Origin of the sequence: uncultured Porphyromonas sp. (assembly GCF_938039215.1) — a bacterium.
In the GTDB taxonomy this organism is placed as follows: Bacteria; Bacteroidota; Bacteroidia; order Bacteroidales; family Porphyromonadaceae; genus Porphyromonas.
In genome coordinates this window covers 1-22,998 of record NZ_CALHVI010000054.1, presented here as the reverse complement: position 1 = coordinate 22,998, position 22,998 = coordinate 1, and the positions used below count along the sequence as shown (strand labels likewise).

General features: G+C 55.0%; 13 protein-coding genes and 1 tRNA gene. 2 read left to right on the top strand and 12 right to left on the bottom strand.

Annotated elements, in window-relative coordinates; all coding sequences use genetic code 11:
* Positions 1-94: 94 nt before the first annotated feature.
* From Q0336_RS07225 to Q0336_RS07215, 3 genes are all read right to left on the bottom strand, one after another.
* Positions 95-168, bottom strand: a tRNA-Arg gene (locus tag Q0336_RS07225).
* A gap of 410 nt (positions 169-578) precedes the next feature.
* Positions 579-2,831: a TonB-dependent receptor gene (locus Q0336_RS07220; protein WP_298527167.1), complete on the bottom strand. Its 2,253-nt coding sequence runs from the start codon at positions 2,829-2,831 to the stop codon at positions 579-581.
* A 273-nt stretch (positions 2,832-3,104) separates the two neighbouring features.
* Complete coding sequence (locus Q0336_RS07215) at positions 3,105-3,392, bottom strand: DUF4248 domain-containing protein (protein ID WP_298527164.1); 288 nt, start codon at positions 3,390-3,392, stop codon at positions 3,105-3,107.
* A gap of 826 nt (positions 3,393-4,218) precedes the next feature.
* Between Q0336_RS07215 and Q0336_RS07210 the strand changes: the two genes are divergently transcribed.
* Both Q0336_RS07210 and Q0336_RS07205 read left to right on the top strand, forming a co-directional pair.
* Positions 4,219-7,329, top strand: coding sequence for a SusC/RagA family TonB-linked outer membrane protein (locus Q0336_RS07210; RefSeq protein ID WP_298527161.1), 3,111 nt, complete (start codon positions 4,219-4,221; stop codon positions 7,327-7,329).
* 22 nt (positions 7,330-7,351) lie between these two features.
* Positions 7,352-8,794, top strand: a complete 1,443-nt coding sequence (locus tag Q0336_RS07205; RefSeq protein WP_298527159.1) for a RagB/SusD family nutrient uptake outer membrane protein — start codon at positions 7,352-7,354, stop codon at positions 8,792-8,794.
* 136 nt (positions 8,795-8,930) lie between these two features.
* On the opposite strand, the gene Q0336_RS07200 is transcribed toward Q0336_RS07205, so the two are convergent.
* The 9 genes from Q0336_RS07200 to Q0336_RS07160 form a co-directional block, all read right to left on the bottom strand.
* Entirely contained in the window at positions 8,931-9,224 is a 294-nt protein-coding gene (locus Q0336_RS07200) for a DciA family protein (protein ID WP_298527157.1), read from the bottom strand.
* 8 nt (positions 9,225-9,232) lie between these two features.
* Positions 9,233-10,336, bottom strand: coding sequence for a DNA replication and repair protein RecF (gene recF, locus Q0336_RS07195; RefSeq protein WP_298527154.1), 1,104 nt, complete (start codon positions 10,334-10,336; stop codon positions 9,233-9,235).
* 11 nt (positions 10,337-10,347) lie between these two features.
* Positions 10,348-11,394: a 23S rRNA (adenine(2503)-C(2))-methyltransferase RlmN gene (gene rlmN, locus Q0336_RS07190; protein WP_298527151.1), complete on the bottom strand. Its 1,047-nt coding sequence runs from the start codon at positions 11,392-11,394 to the stop codon at positions 10,348-10,350.
* 140 nt (positions 11,395-11,534) lie between these two features.
* Positions 11,535-13,694 (bottom strand): SurA N-terminal domain-containing protein, encoded by a 2,160-nt coding sequence (locus tag Q0336_RS07185; RefSeq protein WP_298527148.1) that lies wholly within the window; start codon positions 13,692-13,694, stop codon positions 11,535-11,537.
* 739 nt (positions 13,695-14,433) lie between these two features.
* Positions 14,434-16,341 (bottom strand): molecular chaperone DnaK, encoded by a 1,908-nt coding sequence (gene dnaK / locus Q0336_RS07180; RefSeq protein WP_298527145.1) that lies wholly within the window; start codon positions 16,339-16,341, stop codon positions 14,434-14,436.
* A gap of 522 nt (positions 16,342-16,863) precedes the next feature.
* Entirely contained in the window at positions 16,864-17,457 is a 594-nt protein-coding gene (locus Q0336_RS07175; RefSeq protein WP_298527142.1) for a hypothetical protein, read from the bottom strand.
* Between the two features lie 77 nt (positions 17,458-17,534).
* Positions 17,535-19,967: an aspartate kinase gene (locus Q0336_RS07170; RefSeq protein WP_298527139.1), complete on the bottom strand. Its 2,433-nt coding sequence runs from the start codon at positions 19,965-19,967 to the stop codon at positions 17,535-17,537.
* A complete protein-coding gene (locus Q0336_RS07165; protein ID WP_298527136.1) occupies positions 19,964-20,917 on the bottom strand; it encodes an alpha/beta fold hydrolase in 954 nt (317 codons plus the stop codon). Before Q0336_RS07165 ends, Q0336_RS07170 begins: the two co-directional genes overlap by 4 nt.
* Complete coding sequence (locus Q0336_RS07160) at positions 20,910-22,193, bottom strand: O-acetylhomoserine aminocarboxypropyltransferase/cysteine synthase family protein (protein WP_298527133.1); 1,284 nt, start codon at positions 22,191-22,193, stop codon at positions 20,910-20,912. Before Q0336_RS07160 ends, Q0336_RS07165 begins: the two co-directional genes overlap by 8 nt.
* Between the last annotated feature and the right edge of the window lie 805 nt (positions 22,194-22,998).

The following is a 22,998-nucleotide window of genomic DNA, read 5'->3' as shown; positions in this document are numbered from 1 at the left end:
AGAGACAAATGAAATGGATAAGGAGAACCAAGGGGCTACCCGATCAATAGAGAGATAAAAACTTCAGGGGGGATATGAAGGGGGAGCTTTAGTGTGATTGGGCTGGGATTCGAACCCAGGACCGATAGCTTAGAAGGCTATTGCTCTATCCAGCTGAGCTACCCAACCAATCCTTGGATGTGTCATGTACCTTCAGCACCAGAGCTTTGGTGAGTCGGTTCACTCTTCCTTTTCGTAATCGTGGTGCAAAGGTAATTAAATTTTCGGATCTCTCCTACCCACTCCCTGCTCCCCATCTGAGGGGGAAGGAAGCGCCTCAAGTACGACCCTTCGGAGGTGACTCCCTTGGAGGGCGAAAAAGAAACCTACGGTAGGTCGTCGATGCGACCCACGGTGGGTCACAGTGACGACCTACTGTAGGTTTTCTTGGCGACCTACCGTAGGTCGTTTTTTGGGGGTACTCAAACGCCCTAGGGATCAGGCTTAGCGAAGCCCCTTCCCGAGGCCAAGAAAAAAGGGGAGGAGAAGCACAGAGCTGTGCTTCTCCTTCCTTATAGTCTCGATGAGTGCGACGGGGCTCACTGATCTCTGCGCTTCAGCCCCGAGGCATCGATAGCATCTGAGGGGGCTTCCTTGGCTTCGCCCTTACCGAAGCGGAAGGAGACACCGAGGCTCACATTGGAGAGCGATAGGCTCGACTGCTGGACCTGCTCGATCCCTCGGAAGGTCATCTCAGTACGTCTATATTCCCCGAGTCCCCAGGGCGCCATGGCCGAGAGGGAGAAGGTGAGCCGTCCGTTGAGCAGGCTCTTCTGGGCGGAGAGATAGGTGAGGGGCTCGGCGATGGTGCGGGAGGAGAAGGCATAGGTCGGACTATTGTAGTTCACCGACGCATTGAAGAACCAGTCCCCTTTGAGCATGAGGCTTACACTGCCCCCGCACCGTAGCCCCCAGCCTCGCTGTGTGGCATTGAGCGCCGAAGCTCGGTAGGCACTCTTGAGCTGGTAGTCCGAGTACCTCAGCCCAGCATAGACCTGTAGATTGAGCTTGTAGTCGAAGGCAGAGGTGCGGAAGATGCTCGTGAGCGAAGAGAGGCGACCCTCGCCAGCGTTCTCGAAGGTCGAGAGGTTGGGTGTAGTCGTAGAGACCCCAGTGATGAGATCCTGGAGCTCCTCATGCGAGGCTGTGAGGACGAGGCGACTTTTCCCGAAGCTCTTCCCGAGGGAGAGTGCCCAGTTCAGACTCGTCTGAGGCTTGAGGTTGGGATTGCCTCGCTTCCGATCCAGCTCACTGACGAAGTACTCCGCAGGGGAGAGAAGACTGCCCTCGGGGCGGGAGAGATCTCGGTCGAAGCTCAAGCGTGCCGAGTAGCCATTCTGGGAGTAGGCCAGCGACACATAGGGAATGAAGCTGAAGTAGCTACGCCTATTCGCCTCCAGCCCGTAGCGTCCCCATTCATTGCGAAGGAGGAAGTAGAGGCTTAGCCCCTTAGCTAGGTAGAAGTTGTCCTTGAGATAGAGCTGTCCCTGCGTCATCTGGTGAGGCTTGGCACTTCCCTCTACGACACTCCGCTGGTGGAGGAGGCGTGCACCGAGGCGAAGCGCATGCGTCGTCCCGAGGAAGGGAAGTTCATCGTGGTCGTAAGCGACGTCCCCGACGAAGTAGCTCATACGAGCAGAGTAGTCGCCCGAGACACCCTCACGGGTCCGTGCCTCATTGGACAGGAGCCCCTGAGCCCGCACTAAGAGACTTTGCTCGGGAGCGAGCTGATAGGAGAGGATCAGATTGGCCGTATGCATCAGATTGCGCCCGATGAGATACTCCTGCCTCTTCATGCCGAGGGGCTTAGTGATCGACTGCCTGAGACGCTCTTCGTAGCCAAAGAGAAGGTAGGAGAGGGAGGCCTTGAAGCGCTCAGAGAGGACGGCGTTGAGTAGCGCCTCAGCATTGTACTGCGTCAGCCGAGTATTGCTCTGTATATCGAGGACCTCTACCCCATTGCGGAGCGTACGGGTATGCGGATGCTGCTTGTTCGTAATCACCGAGCCTGAGGTCACCAGGTCAAAGGTCTTACTGAGGTAGGACAACGAGGGGCTGACGGTATATTCCTCATTGATCAGCCCCGCACGCATACCGAGCTCACCCTTGAGCGTACCTGGATGCTTCTTCCTATAGATATAGATAGCTCCGCCACCCGAGCTACTAGCGACGTCGCTGGGACGCACCTCTACCCGATCGATATCTCGAGCGTCGAGTTGGCTGAGGAAGCGCTCGTTGACAGGTACCTCATCGACATAGATAGTCACCTGGCCTCGTGTGCCGGGGATCGTGAAGCTTCCGCCGTCGTAGATGAGGTCAGGGATACGCTGTAGCACAAGGGGAGCCTTAGCTGAAGAGAGTAGCCCCTCCGTCGTGATCTGGTAGGTCGTCCCCTCGGCATTCATTTGTACAGAAGGTCGGGTAGCGACGATCTTCACCCCTTCGATGATTCGATCCTCTAGGCGGATGATGTGCTGGCGGGTAGTAGCTACCGAGAGTGTCGTATCGACGATGGCATCGGCACTTCCCCAGATCCAAAGAGTCAAGGTGGAGCAGCCTTCGGGTATCGGGCAGACATAGTGACCTGATTTATCTGTCCTTCCTTCGATGCTCTTCGCTTGGCAGAAGGAGAGCATTAGATAGGCAGAGTCCACTCCCTCGCCCGAGGGAGAAAGGATCTTCAGTTCGAGCTTCTTCTGCTCTTGGGCTAAGCCTGAGAGGCTACAAGCAAAGAGTAGAACGAGCCCTAGGATCCGTGTGCAAGCTAAATGGTAAGCAGTCTTTGTCTTCATACTGGGACGCTTAGGTTATAGAGAGTGAGAAGTAAGCGGTTGGCACCCATCAATTCCACTAGCGAATGTACTACTTTCTGGTAAAAAAAAAATCAGGATCTGCAAGACCACTTCTGCAGCACCTGCGTGCGTGAAAGAGAAGGCGCTCCCTGCCAAGATTTTCCCCTTCCTCAGCACAGACAAAAGAAGGGGATGGGTAGGACCGAATCTCCGCACCCGAGGGTACATCTTCCCGTCCTCCCCATCCTCTTGGGGCAAAGAGCAAGCGCCTCCTTAGCTCTTCTTCACGATCTCATAGAACTCCTGCGGTGTGCCGAGATGCTCGAGGAGCACTTGGACGGCAGCAGGCGGCAGATAGTGCGCTCGTGTGCGGTAGCCTCGCTCCTGAAGCTGACGAAGCAGCTCGGGATCACGGCGGATGAGCCTACGTAGACAGCGCCCCGAATAGGCAGGATCATAGTGAGGGAAATAGAGCGTAGCTAGCTCCTTCACTGCGTAGGCTCGGAACTCAAGCGGGGGTACCTCGTACGAGGCGGGGGTAGGTGTTTTCATCGAAAGCATGTGTTTAGAATAAATAAATATACGAGAGTGAAGGCCATCCCTCTTCGGTGCGTACATAGGACTTATCCCACGAGGGAAGTCATGAGCTTATCAGAGCTCCACCTGGGGTCTTCGAGGGGATGAACTTCCCTACAAAGGAACGACAATTCCCTCCCCAGATCAAGGCTCTCGCTTAATAAATATTTTAGTGATCACCCGCCCCTCCAGAGCCCGATCCGATGGGGAAATGCGAGGGGCTAGAAGAGGGCTCCAGAGCCCCTCTAGAATAGGGCCTTCCGAGGGGGGCCAAAAAAACCTACTGTGGGTCGGTCGACCGACCCACGGTAGGTCGTCGAGGCGACCCACAGTAGGTTTCAAGAGCGACCTACCGTAGGGTCCTTTTACCCCCCCTCTGGAGAGCCGTCGGTAGAGGCCTATCGGAGAGGTGCCTTCGGCAGGGTCAATCTGAAGGGGGAGGAGCAGATGTGAAGAACAAAAACCTTCTTAACAAAATTTGGTAATTCAAAATTCTTCTCTACCTTTGTCATCGTGATCCCGTCACAGAGACTGGCAGTCACACCTCTAAGCAAACAACAAAGCAATTCAGTAAGCTACAGTATGAATCCAATGTCTATGACAATGATGCGAATGTGGGTCGGCACAACAATGTGCACCGACACCATGTGGCGTATCCATAGGCGAAGCGATCTGACTGTAGAACTCAGTATAGGCATACACGGATAGAGATATATCTATCCAGAGCTTTCAGAAGCGCTTCTCTAGGATTTACCATGAGAAGCGCTTCTTTTTTTGCATCCACACAATTATCAAGATAAACAAGAAGTCAATGAGAAAGAGTTTACTATCCCTCCTGCTTCTATTCCTCTCGGTAGGAATATCCTGGGCTCAGAAGAAGCAGATCTCCGTCACGGGCTTAGTCCTAGCCTCGGAGAACAACGAGCCCATCGATGGGGCATCTGTCCTCTGCCTTGAGTTCCCCCGTAGCGGTGCCCTCACCGATGCCAAGGGACGCTTCACCCTCACCCTCCCCGAGGGGGCTAAGAGCCTCCGCATCTCCTACATCGGCTACGCTACGCAGACCGTCGCCCTCACAGGTCGTGAGCTACGCGTCGTCCTGCAGAGCACCGAGAAGACCCTCGACCCTCTAGTGGTCTCTGCCTACGGGACACAGCGCCGATCCTCACTCACTGGTGCTACGAGCAGCGTCAAGGCCTCGGCGATTGCCAGTGCTAAGGTTGAGTCCGTCGACAAGGCCCTCGCTGGTAAGGTAGCAGGTGTACGTGTCACCTCACAGACGGGGGAGCCTGGAGCCTCTGGGACCCTTCAGATCCGTGGGGTCGGGAGTATCAACGGGACGACGGAGCCTCTCTACGTCGTAGACGGTGTGCCCATCACCGCTGGTGACTATGGGGTCAGTGGTCTATCCTCCAATATCCTCGCCTCCATCAATCCAGAGGACATCGAGTCGATCTCCGTACTCAAGGATGCTGCCTCCGCTTCGCTCTATGGCTCTCGTGCAGCTAACGGTGTCGTCATCATCACGACCAAGCGTGGTAAGCAGGGCAAGACCAACTTCTCCTTCAAGGCAAGCACGGGCTTCTCACAGCTGGCGACCAATTCCTTCGAGACGATGAATGCCAATGAGGTCTTCGACTATCAGCGTGAAGCCTTCATCAACCAGATCCTCTACAAGCAGGATGCTATCCTGCCCACTGGCGCTAACTATGCCAATCGTGCTGCCCTACGCAAAGAGGCCGAAGCTATCGTCACCGACAGCTATGTAGCATCAAACCCTAGTAGCTTCGTCAAGAGCAGAGAGACCGTAACCGACTGGAGGAAGGAACTCCTCGGCACGGGTAGACTCAGCGATGTCTCCTTCTCAGCAAATGGTGGTACCGAAGGGCTCCGCTACTTCGCCTCCCTCGGCTACAACAATATCAAGAGTATCTCCCCCTTCGGAGGCTTCTCCCGCTATTCGGGTCTGCTGAACCTCGACAACAAGGCGACCAAGTGGCTCGACCTCTCCTTCAAGGGTCAGGTGTCCTACTCCTCCCAGCAGGGTATCGGTGACAACTCTAGACAGAGCGCTAGTGTCAGCCTCACCCACCCCACGATCCTCTCCCTCGTCTCCCGCCCCGACCAGCCCGTTCGTCTCTCTGATGGGAGCTACAATCCCGCTGCTGCACCCATGAAGCGTGGGGACAATCCGATCGAACTCCTTGATCCCGATCGTGTGCTCAATCAGCTGGGTACCCTGCGTGGTCTCGCTGGTGCCAACGCACAGATCACCTTCACCGACTACCTCTCCTTCAAGACGACCAACTCCATCGAATATACGCTTGTCAAGGCCTTCCAGTACTTGAGCCCCTTGACCTCCGATGGTGCTCGTGTAGGTGGGCAGGGTGTACGTATCAACAACGAACTTACTGTCAAGACGACCTCCAACGTCCTGAACTTCAACAAGGACTTCGACCGCCACCATGTCGACGCACTCGCTGGTATCGAAGCCCAGTCCTTCGAGCAGCTCCGCCATGGCTTCGTTGTGAACCAGTACTCCACCTCCAAGCTCAAGGAGCTCGGCAACGGTCAGGTAGTCGACAGCGAAAGCAACCACTACGGCAGCTTCCTCCTCTCCTACCTCGGACGACTCAACTACAACTACAATAGCCTCTACTACGCAGGTCTAAGCCTTCGCAACGACATCTCCTCCAAGCTCGGGAAGAATAACCGCTCCGGGGTCTTCTACAGCTTCTCGGGCGCATGGCGCTTCGGTCGTGAAGACTTCCTCAAGGACAATAAGTTCATCACCGATGCTAAGCTCCGCGCTTCCTTTGGTACAAATGGTAATCTCCCCGATGCAGAGTACTCCTGGAGAGGTCTCTACTCCTTCGGCGGTAGCTACGGCCCAGAGTCTGCGATCTACCTCAGCCAGCTGGCTAACCTCGATCTAGGCTGGGAGAAGAGCCGAAGCCTCAATGTCGGCCTTGACCTCACTCTGGCTAAGCGCTTCACCCTCGGTATCGAGTACTTCGACAAGTACACGACGAACCTCCTCATGAAGGTACCCGTCTCCTACAACCACGCCGTAAGCTCCTATCAGGACAATAGCGGGGAGATCTCCAACCGTGGTGTAGAGATCGAGCTTCATGCTTCTGACCTACTTCGCTCCAACAAGCTCCGCTGGGATCTAGACTTCTCTCTGACGAAGATCCGCTCTCGTGTCGAGGCCCTTCCCAATGGCGACATCATCAGTGGTCCGAATAACATCTACCTCTATCGTGCAGGGAGTGATGTCTACACCTTCTACCTCCCTCACTATGTCGGTGTAGACCAAGCTTCGGGGCTGGGTAAGTTCCTCATCGACCCCTCTAAGCCCGAGAGCCCAGACAATATCACCTATGACCATGCAGAGGCTGGTCGTGGCCCCTCTAAGTCTGCTTATCCCAAGGTATATGGTGGCCTCACCAATAGTCTCTCGTACGGAGGCTTCACTCTGAGCGCACTGATCAGCTACCAGTTCGGGGGCTATATCTATGACCACTTCGATGCCTTTGCCATCGCCGATGGGCTACGCTCGGCTTCTATGAACGCTAGCAAGGAACTCGTAGGCAACTACTGGACTCCTACCAACACCAGTGCTTCGAACCCTCTACCTATCCTGCAGAATCCCCTGCGTAGTAGCGGCGTATCGACCCGTCAGCTCCACTCCTCAGACTTCATCCGTCTCAAGGAAGTAAGCCTCAGCTACCGTCTGCCCGAGCGTCTGACGAAGGTGCTTCATGTCGGGTCAGCTAGCCTCTCTCTGACGGCTAACAACCTCGGCTTCCTCTACGCAGCTACGAAGAATAGAGAGCTCGAAGCAGCCCTCAACGGCTTCCGCTCGACCGACATCCCTGCCCTGCGCACCATCAGCTTCGGTCTCAACGTTGGTTTCTAACTCTCAACCCCAGTATTCCGTTATGAAAAGATTCGCATTATATACCCTCCTCTCCTCTGCTGCCTTCCTCTCCTCTTGCGACAAGCAGCTCGACCAGGTGCCCTCCTCTGCACGTGCTGAGGGGCAATCCATCGAGACGGTCAGCGATCTGAAGCTGGCTATCAACGGTGTCTACGCAGCCCTGAACAACCAATTTGGATACAGCGGAGAGACCGCCCTCTATGCCGATGCTAAGGGTGGTGACATCAAGGCCATCTCGACAGGCAACAATCAGACGCTCACCCTCCACAACTTCCGCACCGACAAGAACTCCTCGATCTCGGATGGCGCTTACCAGGTATTCTCCACCGTCTCGGGCCGTGTCAACAATATCCTCAAGTATGCTCCGAGCATCGCTCAGTCGGCATCGAAGGCTGAGAAGAGCCGTGCCGAGGACTACATCGGTCAGCTCTATGTGCTACGAGGGCTTGCACACTTGGAGCTTGCCCGTCTCTACTGCTACATCCCTACCTCTGGGGTCAATGTAGATGCTAAGTACTCCGGTATACCAGTCATCAATCAGGTATTCCCCCGTACCCATCAATTCCAGCGCTCTACGCTCCGTGAGACCTACGCCTTCATCATCTCTGACCTGACAAAGGCTCTGGAGACGCTGAGCAAGGAGAAGATCGCTAACTCAGGGAACCTCAACTACTGGGCTACGGCAGGACTTCTTGCCCGTGCTTACCTATACAATGGCGATTGGCAGAATGCCTACAAGTATGCTAGCGAGGTGATCAGCTCCAGTGGCTACAAGCTCTACACCCCAACGGAGTACCTAACCGTCTGGGACAAGATCGGCACCTCGGAGTCCCTCTTCGAAGTACTCACTACGGACAAGGACAACGCAGGGCTAAATAGCATCGGGAGCTATACCAATCCTAATGGCTATGCAGAGTTCGGCACCTCGGAGAGCTTCGTCTCTTGGCTCCAAGCTAACCGTGCAGACGATATCCGCACCCAGAGTATAACCGAGCGAGCCAATGCCGATGGTGGCAACAAGGGCTACTATACCATCAAGTACCCAGGCCAGGCTGGAGCAAGTTCGCCCATAGGAGTCAATAACTTCAAGGTCATCCGTCTCTCTGAGCTCTACCTTATTGCAGCCGAAGCCCTCCTTCAGGGTGCAACGGCTTCGGATGGGAAGACTGCTCTAGACTACTACAATGCTCTTCGTAGCCAGCGCTTCTCTAGCTACACAGCTGCCACCTCAGTCACACTCGAGGACATCCTCAGCGAGCGACGTATCGAGCTCTTCTGCGAAGGACATCGTCTCTTCGACCTAGTCCGCAACAAGAAGAACATCACCAGCCAGTACATCCCCATCGGTAATGAGCTCAATTACCTAGACCCCCAGCTTCTCATCGATCTACCCGAAAGAGAGAAGAACATCTCCAAGGATCTCGTACTGCGTGCCGCTAAATAACGACCACCCTACCCACTGACACCAATGCAAAAATTCGCCCCCCGATAGTCTTCGTGACTATCGGGGGGCGATCTATTTCTATCCCCAGAGGGATTGTCTAATTCTATATTATACTGCGGAGAGGGGTGCTTTGACCTTAGACATAGACTTGGATCACACGCACCAGCTCGGCATGAAGCAAGCGATTGATCTGCTCCCTAAGTTCCTGAAGGCGGAGATTAAGCTCTTGGCACACCGCCGACGAAGAGACTCTTAGGCGAAGGACTCCTTCATCAAAGCGAGTCTCGATAACCCAGCGCTGGAGACCACCCAACACTTCGGGTAAGTGATCCATCATCCGATGTACCAACAATTGCTCATACATATCAGGGTCTTCATCCCAAAGCGAAGCGATCGCTTCTCCGAGCTTAACCGTCTCACTCTGCTTCATAATCTAAGCTAATCAATGGCACGTATCTCACCCTCAGAGACCTCGAAGAGGCGATAGTCTTCGCCCCAGCTCGTGACGATCTCATCGAGGTGCTTGCGATTGGTATCAGTGATGAAGATCTGTCCGAAATCACTCCCCCCGACCAGCCTAATGATCCGCTCAACACGCTCGGCATCGAGCTTGTCGAAGATATCATCCAGCAGTAGGAGCGGGCGCTCGGGATTGGTCTTAGAGAGCAGAGCATACTGAGCGAACTTCAGGGCGATGAGGAAGGTCTTATTCTGCCCTTCGCTCCCGACCTTACGGATCAGTTCACCCTCGAGAAGCATCTGCAGATCATCCTTGTGTAGGCCGAGTGTCGTATAGCCCATGAGGCGATCTCGCTGACGAGCACCCCGAAGAGCCTCTAGGCAATGCCCAGCTTCGTCCGAGAGTGAAGAGCTATAATCAAGGCGTACTTGATCTCGCCCGCCACTGATAGCCGTATAGTAATGCTGGAAGAGGGGAATAAAGTCACGGATGAAAGCGCAGCGTCGCTCATAGATCAAGGGGCTCACCTGCTCCAGCTGAAGATCTAGGACCTCAAGAACGGCATCCGATGCAGACTGGCTCTTGAGCAGAACATTGCGCTGCTCAAGGATCCGATGGTACTGCGCCAAAGCTGCCATATAGACGCTATCCTGCTGGGAGAGCTGGCGGTCGACGAAGCGCCGACGCTCATCACTGCCGCCGAGGATGAGCTGATAGTCCTGGGGGGAGACGATGACTAGAGGGAAGGCACCGATATGCTCGCTGAGCTTGGTGTACTCCTTCTTGTTGCGACGAAGGATCTTGCGATGCCCTGGGCGTATCTGCAGTAGAAGCTGCCGCTCATCCCCGAAGTCACTCTTGTAGATAGCCTCTAGGATCGAAGCCTCCTCCCCTTGGCGCACAGCCAGACTATCGGTGATCGAGAGGTGGCTCTTCGTGAAGGAGAGGTAGTGCAGCGCATCGAGCATGTTCGTCTTACCCATGCCATTCAGGCCGATGAAGCAGTTCACCTTAGGCGAGAAGAGGCAGGAAGCCGAGGCAATACTCTTGAAGTTGAGGATGTGCAGTCGATCGAGGATCACGGCGGGAGGATTTAATTGGCCGAAGAGCTACGAGCCATCTGTTCCTTGGTAGAGAGCATCCCGCAAGCAGCGGAGATATCTTCGCCTCGAGAGGTACGTATCGTCGTGGTATACCCTCGGGCTTCAAGGAGATTCTTGAAGTGCTCCATCTTGTCCCGAGACAGAGGTCTCAAGGGGACATTAGGGATCTGATGGAAGGGGATGAGGTTGATACGGCAGGGGATACCACGTAGTAGGCGAGCGAGCTCCGAAGCATGCTCGTCACTATCATTCACCCCATCGAAGACGATGTACTCGAAGGACACTCTACGCTGCCCCGTGAAGTCTGCTTCACGGATCATCTGGAGCGTGTCCACTAGAGGAAGGCCTCCCTCGGCAGGCATGAGCTCGAGTCGTCCTTCGTGGAAGGGATTGTGTAGGCTCACCGCTAGGTGGCAGGTCGTCTCCGAGAGGAAGCGCTCCAGCCCCTTGCGTACCCCTACCGTAGAGAGGGTGATACGCTTAGGCGACCAAGCCAGCCCCCAAGCTGCAGTCATCACCTCGATACTCTTCATCACATGGACAGCATTGTCCAGAGGTTCGCCCATCCCCATGTAGACGATGTTCGTCAGAGCGAGGGATTCTTCGACAGAGAGCACCTGATTGATGATCTCGCCCGTAGAGAGATTGCCCTTGAAGCCCTGCTTACCCGTCATACAGAAGAGACAGTCCATCTTACAGCCTACCTGCGAAGAGATACAGAGCGTCGCACGATCCTTGTCTGGGATGAAGACGGCTTCGACGAGCCCACCCGTAGACACCTGGAAGAGGTACTTGCGTGTGCCATCCTTGGAGAGCTGACTCATGACGGGAGCCGTGCGCCCCACGGTGTACTGCTCGGAGAGGAGGGCACGATTGGCCTTGGAGAGGTTGGTCATCTCATCGATGGAGGTGACACGCTTGTCATACAGCCACTGAGCTATCTGCTTCCCTGTGAAGCGAGGCATCCCTAGCGAGGTGACTAGATCTGTCAGCTCGTCTAGGGTACGACCTAGGAGTATTTGCTTGCCTGTAGGCATTCTATCTGGATAAATCGTGTAATGCTAAGGCTGCCCGTAGGACATATTCCCTACAGACAGCCTTAGTTATAACTAGATTCGGAGGCAAAGGGTTGTTCCCTTCTAGTGTAGTCCTCCGAAGGGAGAGATCAGGGCGCTTACTAGTAGAAGCGAGCGCGGTTATCCTTGATCTTGAGATTCTGGATGAAGTTAGCGAAGACACGGTAGCTATACTGGCGAGCCAGTCCAAGCTCCTGCTGCTTGATCTGAGCGCTAACGGCTGCAGGATCATTAGGAGTCGTAGCTACAGGCTGGAGGACCATGACCTCAGCGTTGTTAGCTGCGAAGGGCTTGGAGAGCTTACCCACGGGGGTAGTCATCGCGATCCCGTTGAAGGTAGCAGGTTCGCTACCACGGACGATATAGCTAACATCGACGAGCGTATCGACCTTGGTCTGAAGCTCCGTAGCATAAGCATCGAGCGAAGCGAGGTGCTTAGCTTCGAGGTTCTTTGCCAGCATCTCAGCCTTCTTCTTGCCCGAGAGGTAAGCGACGATCTCATCCTTCACAGCGGAGAGAGGAGCGATACCTGCGGGGGTGTGCTTGACGACCGTTGGGATGACGAGGAAGTCCGTACCGCAGGTGTAGAGCTTCTGCCCTACTTCGCCTTCCTTAGCGTTTAGTGCCCAGCTGACGACCTGACGAGAGCTAGGGATCTGACCAAGGGCTGGGGTCTGCGTAGAGATGGGGAGGTTGCGTGCTACGTTGAAGCCTTCCTTCTCTGCCTTCTTAGCCATAGCTTCGAAGCCACCGCCACCACCGAGGATGCGATTCATAGCAGCATACTTCTCATTGTACGTCTCAGGAGAGAACGTAGCAGGGATAGAGACGAAGGCTACCTGATAGGACTCGACAGCAGGCTGAGGGTTCTCAGCACGGACGAGGACGGAGATAGGTGCACGCCCCAGACGGACGACCGTACCGAAGGGCACCTTGTAGAGGGTATCGAGGTTGAGTCCAGAGCCCTGTGCGATCTGGATCAGCTTGGATTCGGAGAAGGTGCTATCGACCATACCATAGCGGTTGGGGAGCTGGATAAGTCCACCATTAGCACCCGTGCTCTGGTCGAGGCTGTGCTTCTTGGCCAGCTCAGCGAAGCTAGCACCGGAGTTGAGCTGGGCCATGATGCTGTCGGTCTGTCCCTTGACGCTGTCGCTCAGGACGATCATACGCACAGAGACACCGGAGGTAGCCATCTTCTTGCCTACGACCTTGACGACATCGTAGCGGTCGCTCACGAGCTGAGGATCATTGACCGCACCAGCTTCAGCGCCCTTGATGAAGGCGACCTGCTCAGCACCCAGACCTAGTTCATCGAGTTCGGCACCAGTGAGGAAGGTCTTGGAGAAGAACTTGCTGGAGGTCGTATAGCCACGGAGGACTTCTTCGATGTTGGCTGCAGTAGCCGTACGGAGCTCATTGACCGCCTTAGTTTTCTCATCAAGAGCGAGCTTGTAGTCGGCCTGCGAAGGGACGACCTGTAGGCTGATGTAGCTGACTTCGGTCAGAGGATACTGCATCTTGTAGAAGTCCGGATGCTCATCGTAGTACTTCTTCACTTCGCTGTCGCTAGGCTTAGCGGCTTCGTCAGTGATCATAGCAGCGGAGGTACGCACTAGAGCGACGCTACGGCTTTCCTTGCCAAGGGCGAGCTCACGGTCTACGTCGTTGATCTTGTAGGTACGAGAGAGGAGGGTCGTGAGCTTCTGCTGCAGACGCTGTGACTTGATCTGCTTCTGGAGCTGCTCGAACTGGCTCTTAGCCTGAAGGAGCTGTGCACGCTGTTCGGCAGGAGCAGCCTGGATCTGCTTATCGGAGAGACGCTTGATGAGGTCATTGATTTGCTTCTCATCAGTCGTCCCGAAGAACTGCGAAGCTAATGGCGAGGGAGAGATCCCCTTCCCTACGAGGAGGGCGTAGAGCTCTTCATCTGAGACACCAAGCCCGACGCGAGAGGTCACCTCGGTGAGCGCATACTCAGAGATGTACTCTTGAGCCAATTGATTGTTGAGCTGCATGCGTTGTTCGTCGGAGAGCTGCTGACCCTGAGCCTGAGCTTGGTCTTCGAGCTCTTTGAGACGTACGCTATACTCTTCGATCGAGACATCTTTGTCGTCGATGGAGAGGGCTGTACGCTCGCTCTTGCTCCAGAAGGTTCGACCGCTGGTGAAGAGGTCACCGACGACGAAGCCCGCCAGGGCGATCCCGATGACGACGACCAGCAGGACCGAATGACTTCGGATCTTCTCTAATACTGCCATTGTCTGTTTTTACCTATGGGGTGAATAGTGTTTATATTTCAAGTCTTTGAGCGACAAAGATACAAACACTCGGACGAATACTCAAACTGCTGTACGCGGAGCGTCTAAGCACTCCTCGTTGTCCCTCGGAGAAGAGCCCCCTTCACCACCCCAAGACACCCTCCCTTGTCACAATCCGACACCCTCCCAGCACATGGCAAGTATACCCTCTTCCTCCTCTCCGACTAGGGCAAGAAGAAGTCGCTTCACGTCCCTACCAGATGCTCCCCTCCCCCTCATCCCTTCCCCCAGAGAAAAGCAGGCAAATCATCTCCTTATTATTATGGTATAGCCATCGGGAAGACAGCCCGAGAAGGAAGCCTGCTCAAGCACCCCCAAAACAAAACCTACTGTAGGTCGCCTTTGCGACCCACGGTAGGTCGGTGAGGCGACCCACAGTAGGTTTTAAGAGCGACCTACCGTGGATCGTTTTTTGCTTCCTTCGCTGATTCCTTCTTGACAGACCGAAACATCCCCCCTTTCTACGGTACAGAAGTCCTTGGGCAGAGGGCGAAGAGGACGCTTCATTTTGGGCAGGGAAATCACGACAAAAAGCTACGAGGATGGGGCGACTTCTTCTTAGTCTTGAAGCAAGGGAAAAAGGGGGAGAGCGGGAAGGGGAAGAAGAGCGGCCAGCAAGGAAAAAGCAAAGAGGGCTAGCACACTAGGTGCTAGCCCTCTTCATATACATAGATCAGAGTTACTTGACTTCTTCGAAGTCAGCGTCGGTAATATTGTCACCAGCAGACTGCGAGGAGGAAGCGGAGCCAGAAGCTGCGCCTGCCGTAGGATCAGCTGCGCCAGAAGCATTGGCATGGTTGTACATCTCTTCGCTAGCAGCCTGGAAGGCAGACTGCACTTCAGCAGAAGCAGCGTCGATGCCGTCGAGGTTCTGAGCAGAGTGTGCTTCCTTGAGCTTGGCAAGGGCAGCTTCGACAGCAGCCTTCTTATCAGCGGAGAGCTTGTCACCGAATTCCTTCAGCTGCTTTTCCGTCTGGAAGATGAGGCTATCCGCATGGTTGAGCTTCGTGATACGCTCAGTCTCCTTCTTGTCGGCTTCAGCGTTAGCTGCAGCTTCGTCCTTCATACGCTGGATCTCAGCATCTGACAGACCGCTGGAGGCTTCGATACGGATCTTCTGCTGCTTACCCGTAGCCTTGTCCAGAGCCGTGACATTGAGGATACCATTAGCGTCGATATCGAAGGTCACTTCGATCTGAGGTGTCTGACGAGGAGCAGGAGCTACCTCGAGCTTGAAGCGCCCGATGCTCTTGTTGTCCTTAGCCAGCGAACGTTCACCCTGTAGGACGTGGATCTCTACTTCGGGCTGATTGTCTACAGCCGTGGTGAAGATCTCACTCTTCTTGGTGGGGATCGTCGTATTGGCATCGATCAGGCGCGTCATCACACCACCCATCGTCTCGATACCGAGGGAGAGAGGAGTGACATCGAGCAGGAGGACATCCTTGATCTCACCGGTGAGGACACCACCCTGGATGGCAGCACCTACGGCGACGACTTCGTCAGGGTTAACGCCCTTAGAAGGAGCCTTACCGAAGATCTTCTCTACGACAGCCTGGATAGCAGGGATACGTGTAGAGCCCCCGACGAGGATCACTTCGTCGATATCGCTACGAGAGAGACCAGCATCACGAAGAGCCGTCTCACAAGGAGCGACACAAGCCTGGATCAGGCGGTCAGCCAGCTGCTCGAACTTAGCACGAGTCAGCGTGCGGACGAGGTGCTTGGGGATGCCACCTACGGGCATGATATAGGGGAGGTTGATCTCCGTAGAGGTCGTGCTAGAGAGCTCGATCTTAGCCTTCTCAGCAGCTTCCTTGAGGCGCTGCATAGCCATAGGATCCTGGCGGAGGTCTACGCCTTCGTCAGCCTTGAACTCTTCTGCGAGCCAGTCGATGATCACGTGGTCGAAGTCATCACCACCGAGGTGCGTATCCCCGTTGGTCGAGCGAACTTCAAAGACACCATCCCCGAGCTCGAGGATCGAGATATCGAACGTACCACCACCTAGGTCGAAGACAGCGATCTTCATATCCTTGTCGCTCTTATCTAGGCCATAGGCGAGCGAAGCAGCCGTAGGTTCGTTGACGATACGGCGGACATTGAGACCAGCGATCTCACCAGCTTCCTTGGTAGCCTGACGCTGAGCGTCGTTGAAGTAAGCAGGTACGGTGATGACTGCATCCGTGACTTCGGCACCGAGGTAGTCCTCAGCCGTCTTCTTCATCTTCTGCAGGATGATAGCAGAGATTTCCTGAGGCGTGTAGAGGCGGCCATCGATATCGACACGAGGCGTGTCGTTGTCACCACGCACGACCTGATAAGGTACGCGGGCGATTTCGTCCTTCACCTGAGCGAAGGTCTCACCCATGAAGCGCTTGATCGAGTAGATCGTCTTCGTGGGGTTGGTGATAGCTTGACGCTTGGCAGGATCCCCTACCTTACGTTCGCCACCGTCGATGAAGGCGACGACAGAGGGAGTCGTACGCTTGCCTTCGCTGTTAGCGATGACGATAGGTTCGTTCCCTTCGAGTACGGAGACACAAGAGTTTGTAGTCCCGAGGTCAATTCCAATGATCTTTCCCATAATATTCTATTGTTGTTTTTATATTTTACTTGAGTTCGTTTTGTGGGGCTCGTCTTTCGATCTTCCTGTCCAGGCTACCCGCTTGTCCTACCCGTATCCGGGGGAGCAAGGGGCGATGCCTATCGAGGATCTAACAACTTACACTCACGCCTTACTTAGGGCAAAGCGTGTGCCAAGAAAAGTGCATCCCCTAAGTCGGACAAATTGTCACAAAGGGCAAAGTTCAGTCTGTCAGATAGCCCTATCGTCGCTTTGTCTCTCCCTGCCCTTTTCTCCTATTTCGCTCACCCCTGAAGAAGGCCTATATCCAGCGGGATCGGAGGGGGTCTCCGAAGGAGGGCAAAAACGACCTACGGTAGGTCGTCAATAAAACCTACTGTAGGTCGCTTCGACGACCCACGGTAGGTCGTCAAGGCGACCTACCGTGGGTCCCAAAAGGAGGGATCAAAAAGATAGAACAAACCCCAGCGTCAGAGTATGTCACTCCGTCCGCTGGGGTTCGTAAATTCTAAGCCTTAGCCTTTAGAGCTCGAGCTCCAGACCGATCTGCAGTTCTTCGGGGGCAAAGCGAAGGCCGAAGCCCGTACGACCGATCCCCGCTTCTTCGCCACCGACAAAGCTATCACGCACGCCGATGAAGCCAAGACGAAGGCAGAGGCAAAGCCCCTTCGTTAGGTCTACGCAAGCCCCAGGACGAAGGCCGACTTCCCAGCCCTTCACACCCGAAGATGCACTGACACCGAAGCCGCCATCAAGATAGAGATTGAAGGGCTCACGGTGCATATAGTAGTAGCGCACGAAGGGACGCAGCGCCCATTGGCTCTCCTTGTCACTGCCCTTCTTCTCGAACTCATAGCTACCGATGACCCCGACTCCCCAGTTGTCATTGAAGAGATAGGCCACCTCGGGAGCAAGCTCGAGCGTGGTGGTCTTAGCCTTATTGTCCTGCCAGTAGGAGACAAGTCCACCGAAGACCCAGCGAGATCCATGCTCGTCCTTAGCCGAAGAGTGATCCCCGTGAGGGAAGTACTGCTGTGCTACGAGCGGACTAGCTAGGAGCAGAAGGAGAAGGGTGAGCAGATTACGTCTCTGAAAGCGTATTGCTTGATAGAACATAGTTGAATTGGTTAGAGTGGAACATTCAAAACGAACACCACAAAGATAGGGAAACCACCCGTGCAACCCCAATTTTTCTAGCTTTCGTATCCCTCTGCCAATCTCAAGACATCACCGAAGACACCTCGGGCCGTGACACTAGCTCCTGCCCCAGCACCTTGGATGACGATGGGCTGACTACCATAGCTCTCCGTATAGATCTCGAAGCAACTATCCGCTCCGCTCACCCGACCAAGAGGCGAAGAGCTAGAGACGGCACGTAGCCCAGCCGTAAGCGTGGCTTCCTGTCGCACATCATCCCAGATGATGTCGCCCACATAGCGCAAGACTTCATCTGGAGCAAGAGCTTGACGGCGCTGCTCGATCTCGGATTCTAGTTCCCCGAAGCGCTTCCAGAAGTCCTCGAGTGAGAGGTCACGTAGAGCCTCAGGCACGGGGTTCTCCCAGCTGACATCCGACAGCTCGGCGGGCACATCTAGCTCACGCACGAGGATGAGTACCTTGCGCACTACATCTTCGCCACTCAGGTCTTCACGTGGATCTGGTTCGGTAAGCCCAAGGCTTGCGGACTCCTCTACGATGGAGCGGAAGGAGCGATCGGGCTCTTGGCTCAGACGATTGAAGATATAGCTGAGACTTCCCGAGAAGAGCCCGTGGATGCGTGTGATCCGCTCGCCCGAGAGGTGGAGGAGCTTGAGGTTGTCGATCAGAGGTAGTCCCGCCCCGACATTTGTCTCGTAGCGATAGCTCCGACGGTGACGCTGTAGGGTAGCTCTTAGGTGAGCGTAGTCGGGATAGGGGGCGATATTCGCCTTCTTGTTCGAAGAGACGATATCGAAGCCGTTACTTGCGTAGAGCGGGTAGCTCGAGGCGATCGCCACGGAGGAAGTATTATCCACAAGGATCATATTCTCCAGCGCATGGCGCTGTCCGTAGGCGATGAGTTCCTCAGCGAGATTGCCCTTGAAGGGAGCCTTCTGCAGCTCCTCCTGCCAGTCCTCCCCTACCCCAGTAGGAGCAAGGAGCAGTTGCTTAGAATTAGCAATAGCGAAGATGCGCAGGTCGATGTTCTTTTGCTCCTTAAGGAGCTCTCTCTGCTGGATGATCTGCCCGATGAGTGCCCCGCCGACCGTGCCATGTCCGATGATCGCCAGATGAATGCGCTTGGGACGCTCGAACAGCTCTCCGTGGATGACCTTCAGCGCCTTGACACACTCCTCCTCCCCCTTGACGAGTAGGCAAAGGGTATTCTCTGGGACCGAATTACTCAGCAGGATCGGGAGGATGCGGTTACGTACAAGGGCTCGGTAAGGACGGTCAAATTCCACCAGATTAAGCCCAATGATCGCCACGACAGCGAGCCCCTTCTCCGCATAGATCTTCGTCGTGAGTCCGTCGTGAAGATCTTGCTTGAACTCTTCGTGAAGCGACGCTACAGCTCGGTCGGCATCACCTTCGTCCACGACGATGGCCGTCCCTCGCTCCGTAGAGCCCTGAGCGACCATACTCACACTGACATGTGCGGCCTCGAAGGCTCGGAAGATACGTGCATCGATCCCAGGACGACCAAGCATATTACGCCCTTCGAAGTGGATGAGCGCCTTGCCCGAGAGCGAAGCGAGGGCACGCACGACACGGTCCCGAGGATGTGCCGTGACGAGTGTACCATTATGCTCTTGGCCGTAGCTGAAGGTATTGAGCACCCTGAGTGGGATGCCCCCCTCTTCTAGAGGCTCGATGGTCTTGATGTGCAGGATATCGGCACCGAACTGCGAGAGCTCAGCCGCATCGGCGTAGGAGAGCTCGTCGATCTTACGTGCTTCGGGGACAAGCGTAGGATTAGCGGTATAGATCCCATCGACGTGGGTGAAGTTCTCCATCATCGACGCTCCGAGGAAATTCGCCAAGAGGGCAGCACTGTAGTTGCTCCCATTGCGCCCGAGGGTCGTGCGCTCCCCTGATTCAGAGCGGGCGATGAAGCCCGTGACGATGGGGATGGTATCTGAGGGAAGCCCAGCAAACAGCGCTTGGCATCGCTCACGAGAAGCCTCAGTAAAGACTGAAGCAGATCCGAAGTGATCATCCGTCACGAGGAAGTCCCCCGAATCAATGGCCACCGCCGAATAGCCTCGTGCTCTTAGGGACTCTGCGACATACTTCGAGGAGAGGACTTCCCCGTAGCTCACGAGTTCATCCTCGAGGCGAGGACTGCATTCTCTCAAGAGGGAGATACCCGTGAGGAGGCGATGAAGCTCCCTCTGCTCCGCCTCGAAGTTGAGCGATAGTCCTTCGCTCTGGTGTGCCCAGAAGCGAGCTAGCTCTTCCTCGAAGGCTTCCCCTCTACGTGCTTGATCCACGAGGGCAAGAAGCGCATCGGTGCTCTTACCTCGAGCAGAGACGACCACCACGGGAGCATCCCCTTGCTGGTAGCTGTCGATGATGATGTCCAGTACCGTAGCTATACCAAGACCATTATCGAGAGATTTCCCTCCGAACTTTAAGACTTTCATATACGTGTGGGGAAGTAAGGTTGGATGATTTGATTCAGTTGCTCATACTCCATCAAGAAGGCATCATGCCCGTGGATGGAATGGATGACCTCCAGCGTCACATCGTCCTTGAGGGCGGAAAGGGCTCGGTAGGTAGCCTCAGCTCGGTCGTGCGTGAAGAGCAGGTCACTATCGATCGAGACCATGTGGATCTCGGATTGGATACGTGCCAATTCTTCAGCTTGCTCACAGATGGCGATCGTATAGGTCAGATGCGTCATCACTTGATAAGCCGAGAGTTTGAAGCGTCCCTGCAGGGCATCCCCATGGTAGAGGAGCCAGCTCTCCACATCGTACTGCCCATGAGTCTCCTGACGAGTACTCGTGAAGCGGGCATTGAGCGACTGTGGAGTGCGGTAGCAGGACATGGCATGGATGCGTGCATCCCTCAGTGGCTCTGAGGAATTTCTGAGGATCTGCTTCTGGATAAGCGTCTGTGTCAAGAGCCAGTCCGAAGCCCGATAGTCACAAGCGATAGGAAAGATCTTCTCTGCCAGATCGGGCTGTAGATAAGCCATCTGCCACGTGAGGGCTCCGCCCATAGAAGCACCGATGATCGCATGCACCTTCGTAAGGCCAAGTCCCTCCAGCCCTAAGATGAAGAGCCGAGCAATATCCTTTAGGGTGAAGCGCTCGGGATCCAGAGCTTCCCGCCCGTCATACCCGTTGCCTGGGATGTTGAAGGCTAGGATCGTATAGGATGCTGGCGATATAGCACCCTCCTCGCTGATGAGCTTAGTCCACCAGCCCCGCTCACCGGTGACGGTGGAATTCCCCGTGAGGGCATGATTGACGACCACCACGGGCGCTGAGCCCAGAGGAGGACCTGCCACCTCGTAGCTCAGCGGGAAGTGATCGTACTGCTCGCCCCCCTCGGAGACGAAGTGATCGATGAAGATATCTCTAAGCATTCTGACTCGTAGCTTGGAGGATAGCCTGCTCAATATCCGCCTTCAGATCCTCAACGTCCTCGAGACCGATAGATAGGCGAACAAGGTCAGGAGTCACACCTGCCGATGCCTGTTGCTCAGGGCTTAGCTGACGATGGGTCGTACTGCTGGGATGGATAACTAGTGACTTCGTATCCCCAAGGTTAGCTACGATGGGGAAGAGCTTGGTATGATCGGCGAAGCTCTTAGCTGCCTCATAACCACCCTTCAGACCGAAGGTGATGATGCAGCCGAAGCCTCCGTCGAGGTAGCGCTTACAGATCTCGTGGTGCTCATCCTGCTCCAGCCCTGGGTAGTGCACCCATTCGACAGCGGGATGCTGCTTGAGCCAACGTGCGATCTCAAGGGCGCTCCGCGATGAATGCTTGATGCGCAGATCGAGGGTCTCTAGCCCCTGAATGATAAGGAAGCTATTCGTTGGGCTAATGCAAGCACCGATATCGCGCAGCCCTTCTACACGAGCACGAACGATGAAGGCTGCAGGGCCGAAGGTCTCGCTATAGCGGAGACCATGGTAGCCTGGGCTAGGTTCGGTGAAGTCGGGGAACTTGCCATTCGTCCAGTCGAACTTCCCCGAGTCGACGACAGCACCGCCCATCGCCGTACCATTGCCCGAGAAGTACTTCGTCAGCGAATAGATCACGATATCTGCTCCGTGATCGATCGGACGACAGAGGATCGGGGTCAAGGTATTATCTACCACGAGGGAAAGACCGTGTGCGTGGGCAACATCAGCTACCGCAGCGATATCCACAAAGTCGAGCTTGGGATTGCCCAGCGTCTCGGTGTAGACGATCTTCGTATTGGGCTGGATAGCGGCCTCGAAAGCCTTAGGATCTTGAGCATCAACGAAGGTCGTCGTGATCCCAAGACGTGGTAGGGTGACGCTCAAGAGATTGTACGTACCACCGTAGACGCTGGAGGAGGCTACGATATGATCGCCAGCACGCAGGAGGGTGAAGATCGTCGTAGCCACAGCGCTCATACCACTTGCCGTAGCGATCGCCCCTACCCCACCATCGAGGGCTGCGAGGCGCTGCTCGAGCACGTCAGTCGTAGGATTGTTCAGACGAGTGTAGAGATAGGCTGGGATCTGGAGGTCAAAGACCCCGACAGCGTGATCACAGCTATCGAAGGCAAAGGCATTCGCCTGATAGAGGGGTACAGCGGTTGATCCGTTGTTGGCCGAAGGTTCAAAACCTGCATGGAGGAGTTGGGTAGTTACGTTTGTACTCATTTGGCGTAGGTTGTTAGGGGTGTGAAAGAATGGGGCTGATCAAAAAGTAAAGCCCGTTGCAATCGGGGACTGCAACGGGCTCATCATATCTAGAAGTTCCAAACTAAGCGGCGAAGGACAGATACGAGTGACCCGATGCAGACATCATCTGCATCATCATCATCGCCATCATGTTCTTTGCGCACTGCATCTATATTGGATACTCTTTGTTGTTATTTTTCACAAAGGTAAACAAAAGTATAAAACGAGCAAGCAGTACCCTAAGAAAATATCTCCGCCCCACTCAACAGCAGCCACAGAAATGACTCTGTACCAAGCATCCAGCCTCAAGTGCCATTCTATGAAGCTATCTACCCTATCCTCCTAGGTAGCCCAGCATGCAACATATTCATGGAATAGGGTACTGCACAAGTGACCTACGGTAGGTCGCCGAAAAAACCTACTGTGGGTCGTCTCACCGACCTACCGTAGGTCGCAAGGACGACCTACGGTAGGTTTCTTTTCCCCTCCACCCAAGAGCTATTCTCATCAGGTCAAAATAGACACATATATAATAATGTATAGCCCTCAAGGATAACCCACCCCAAGAGGAGCATCTCCGCTCTAGCCTTCTCCTCCGCTATCTGAGGGTAAAGGAGAAGCTAGCAGAAAGGGGGAGAAGAGAGATAGCGCAAGAGGATAACCCGTAGTCTATGGGCATAAAACGAAGCGAGGCGGTGACCAGCTTCTGCCAGTCACCGCCTCGTGGTAGGTGAGAAGATTGATATGACAGCAGAAGTGAGTACATCCGTCAGAGACGAACCTA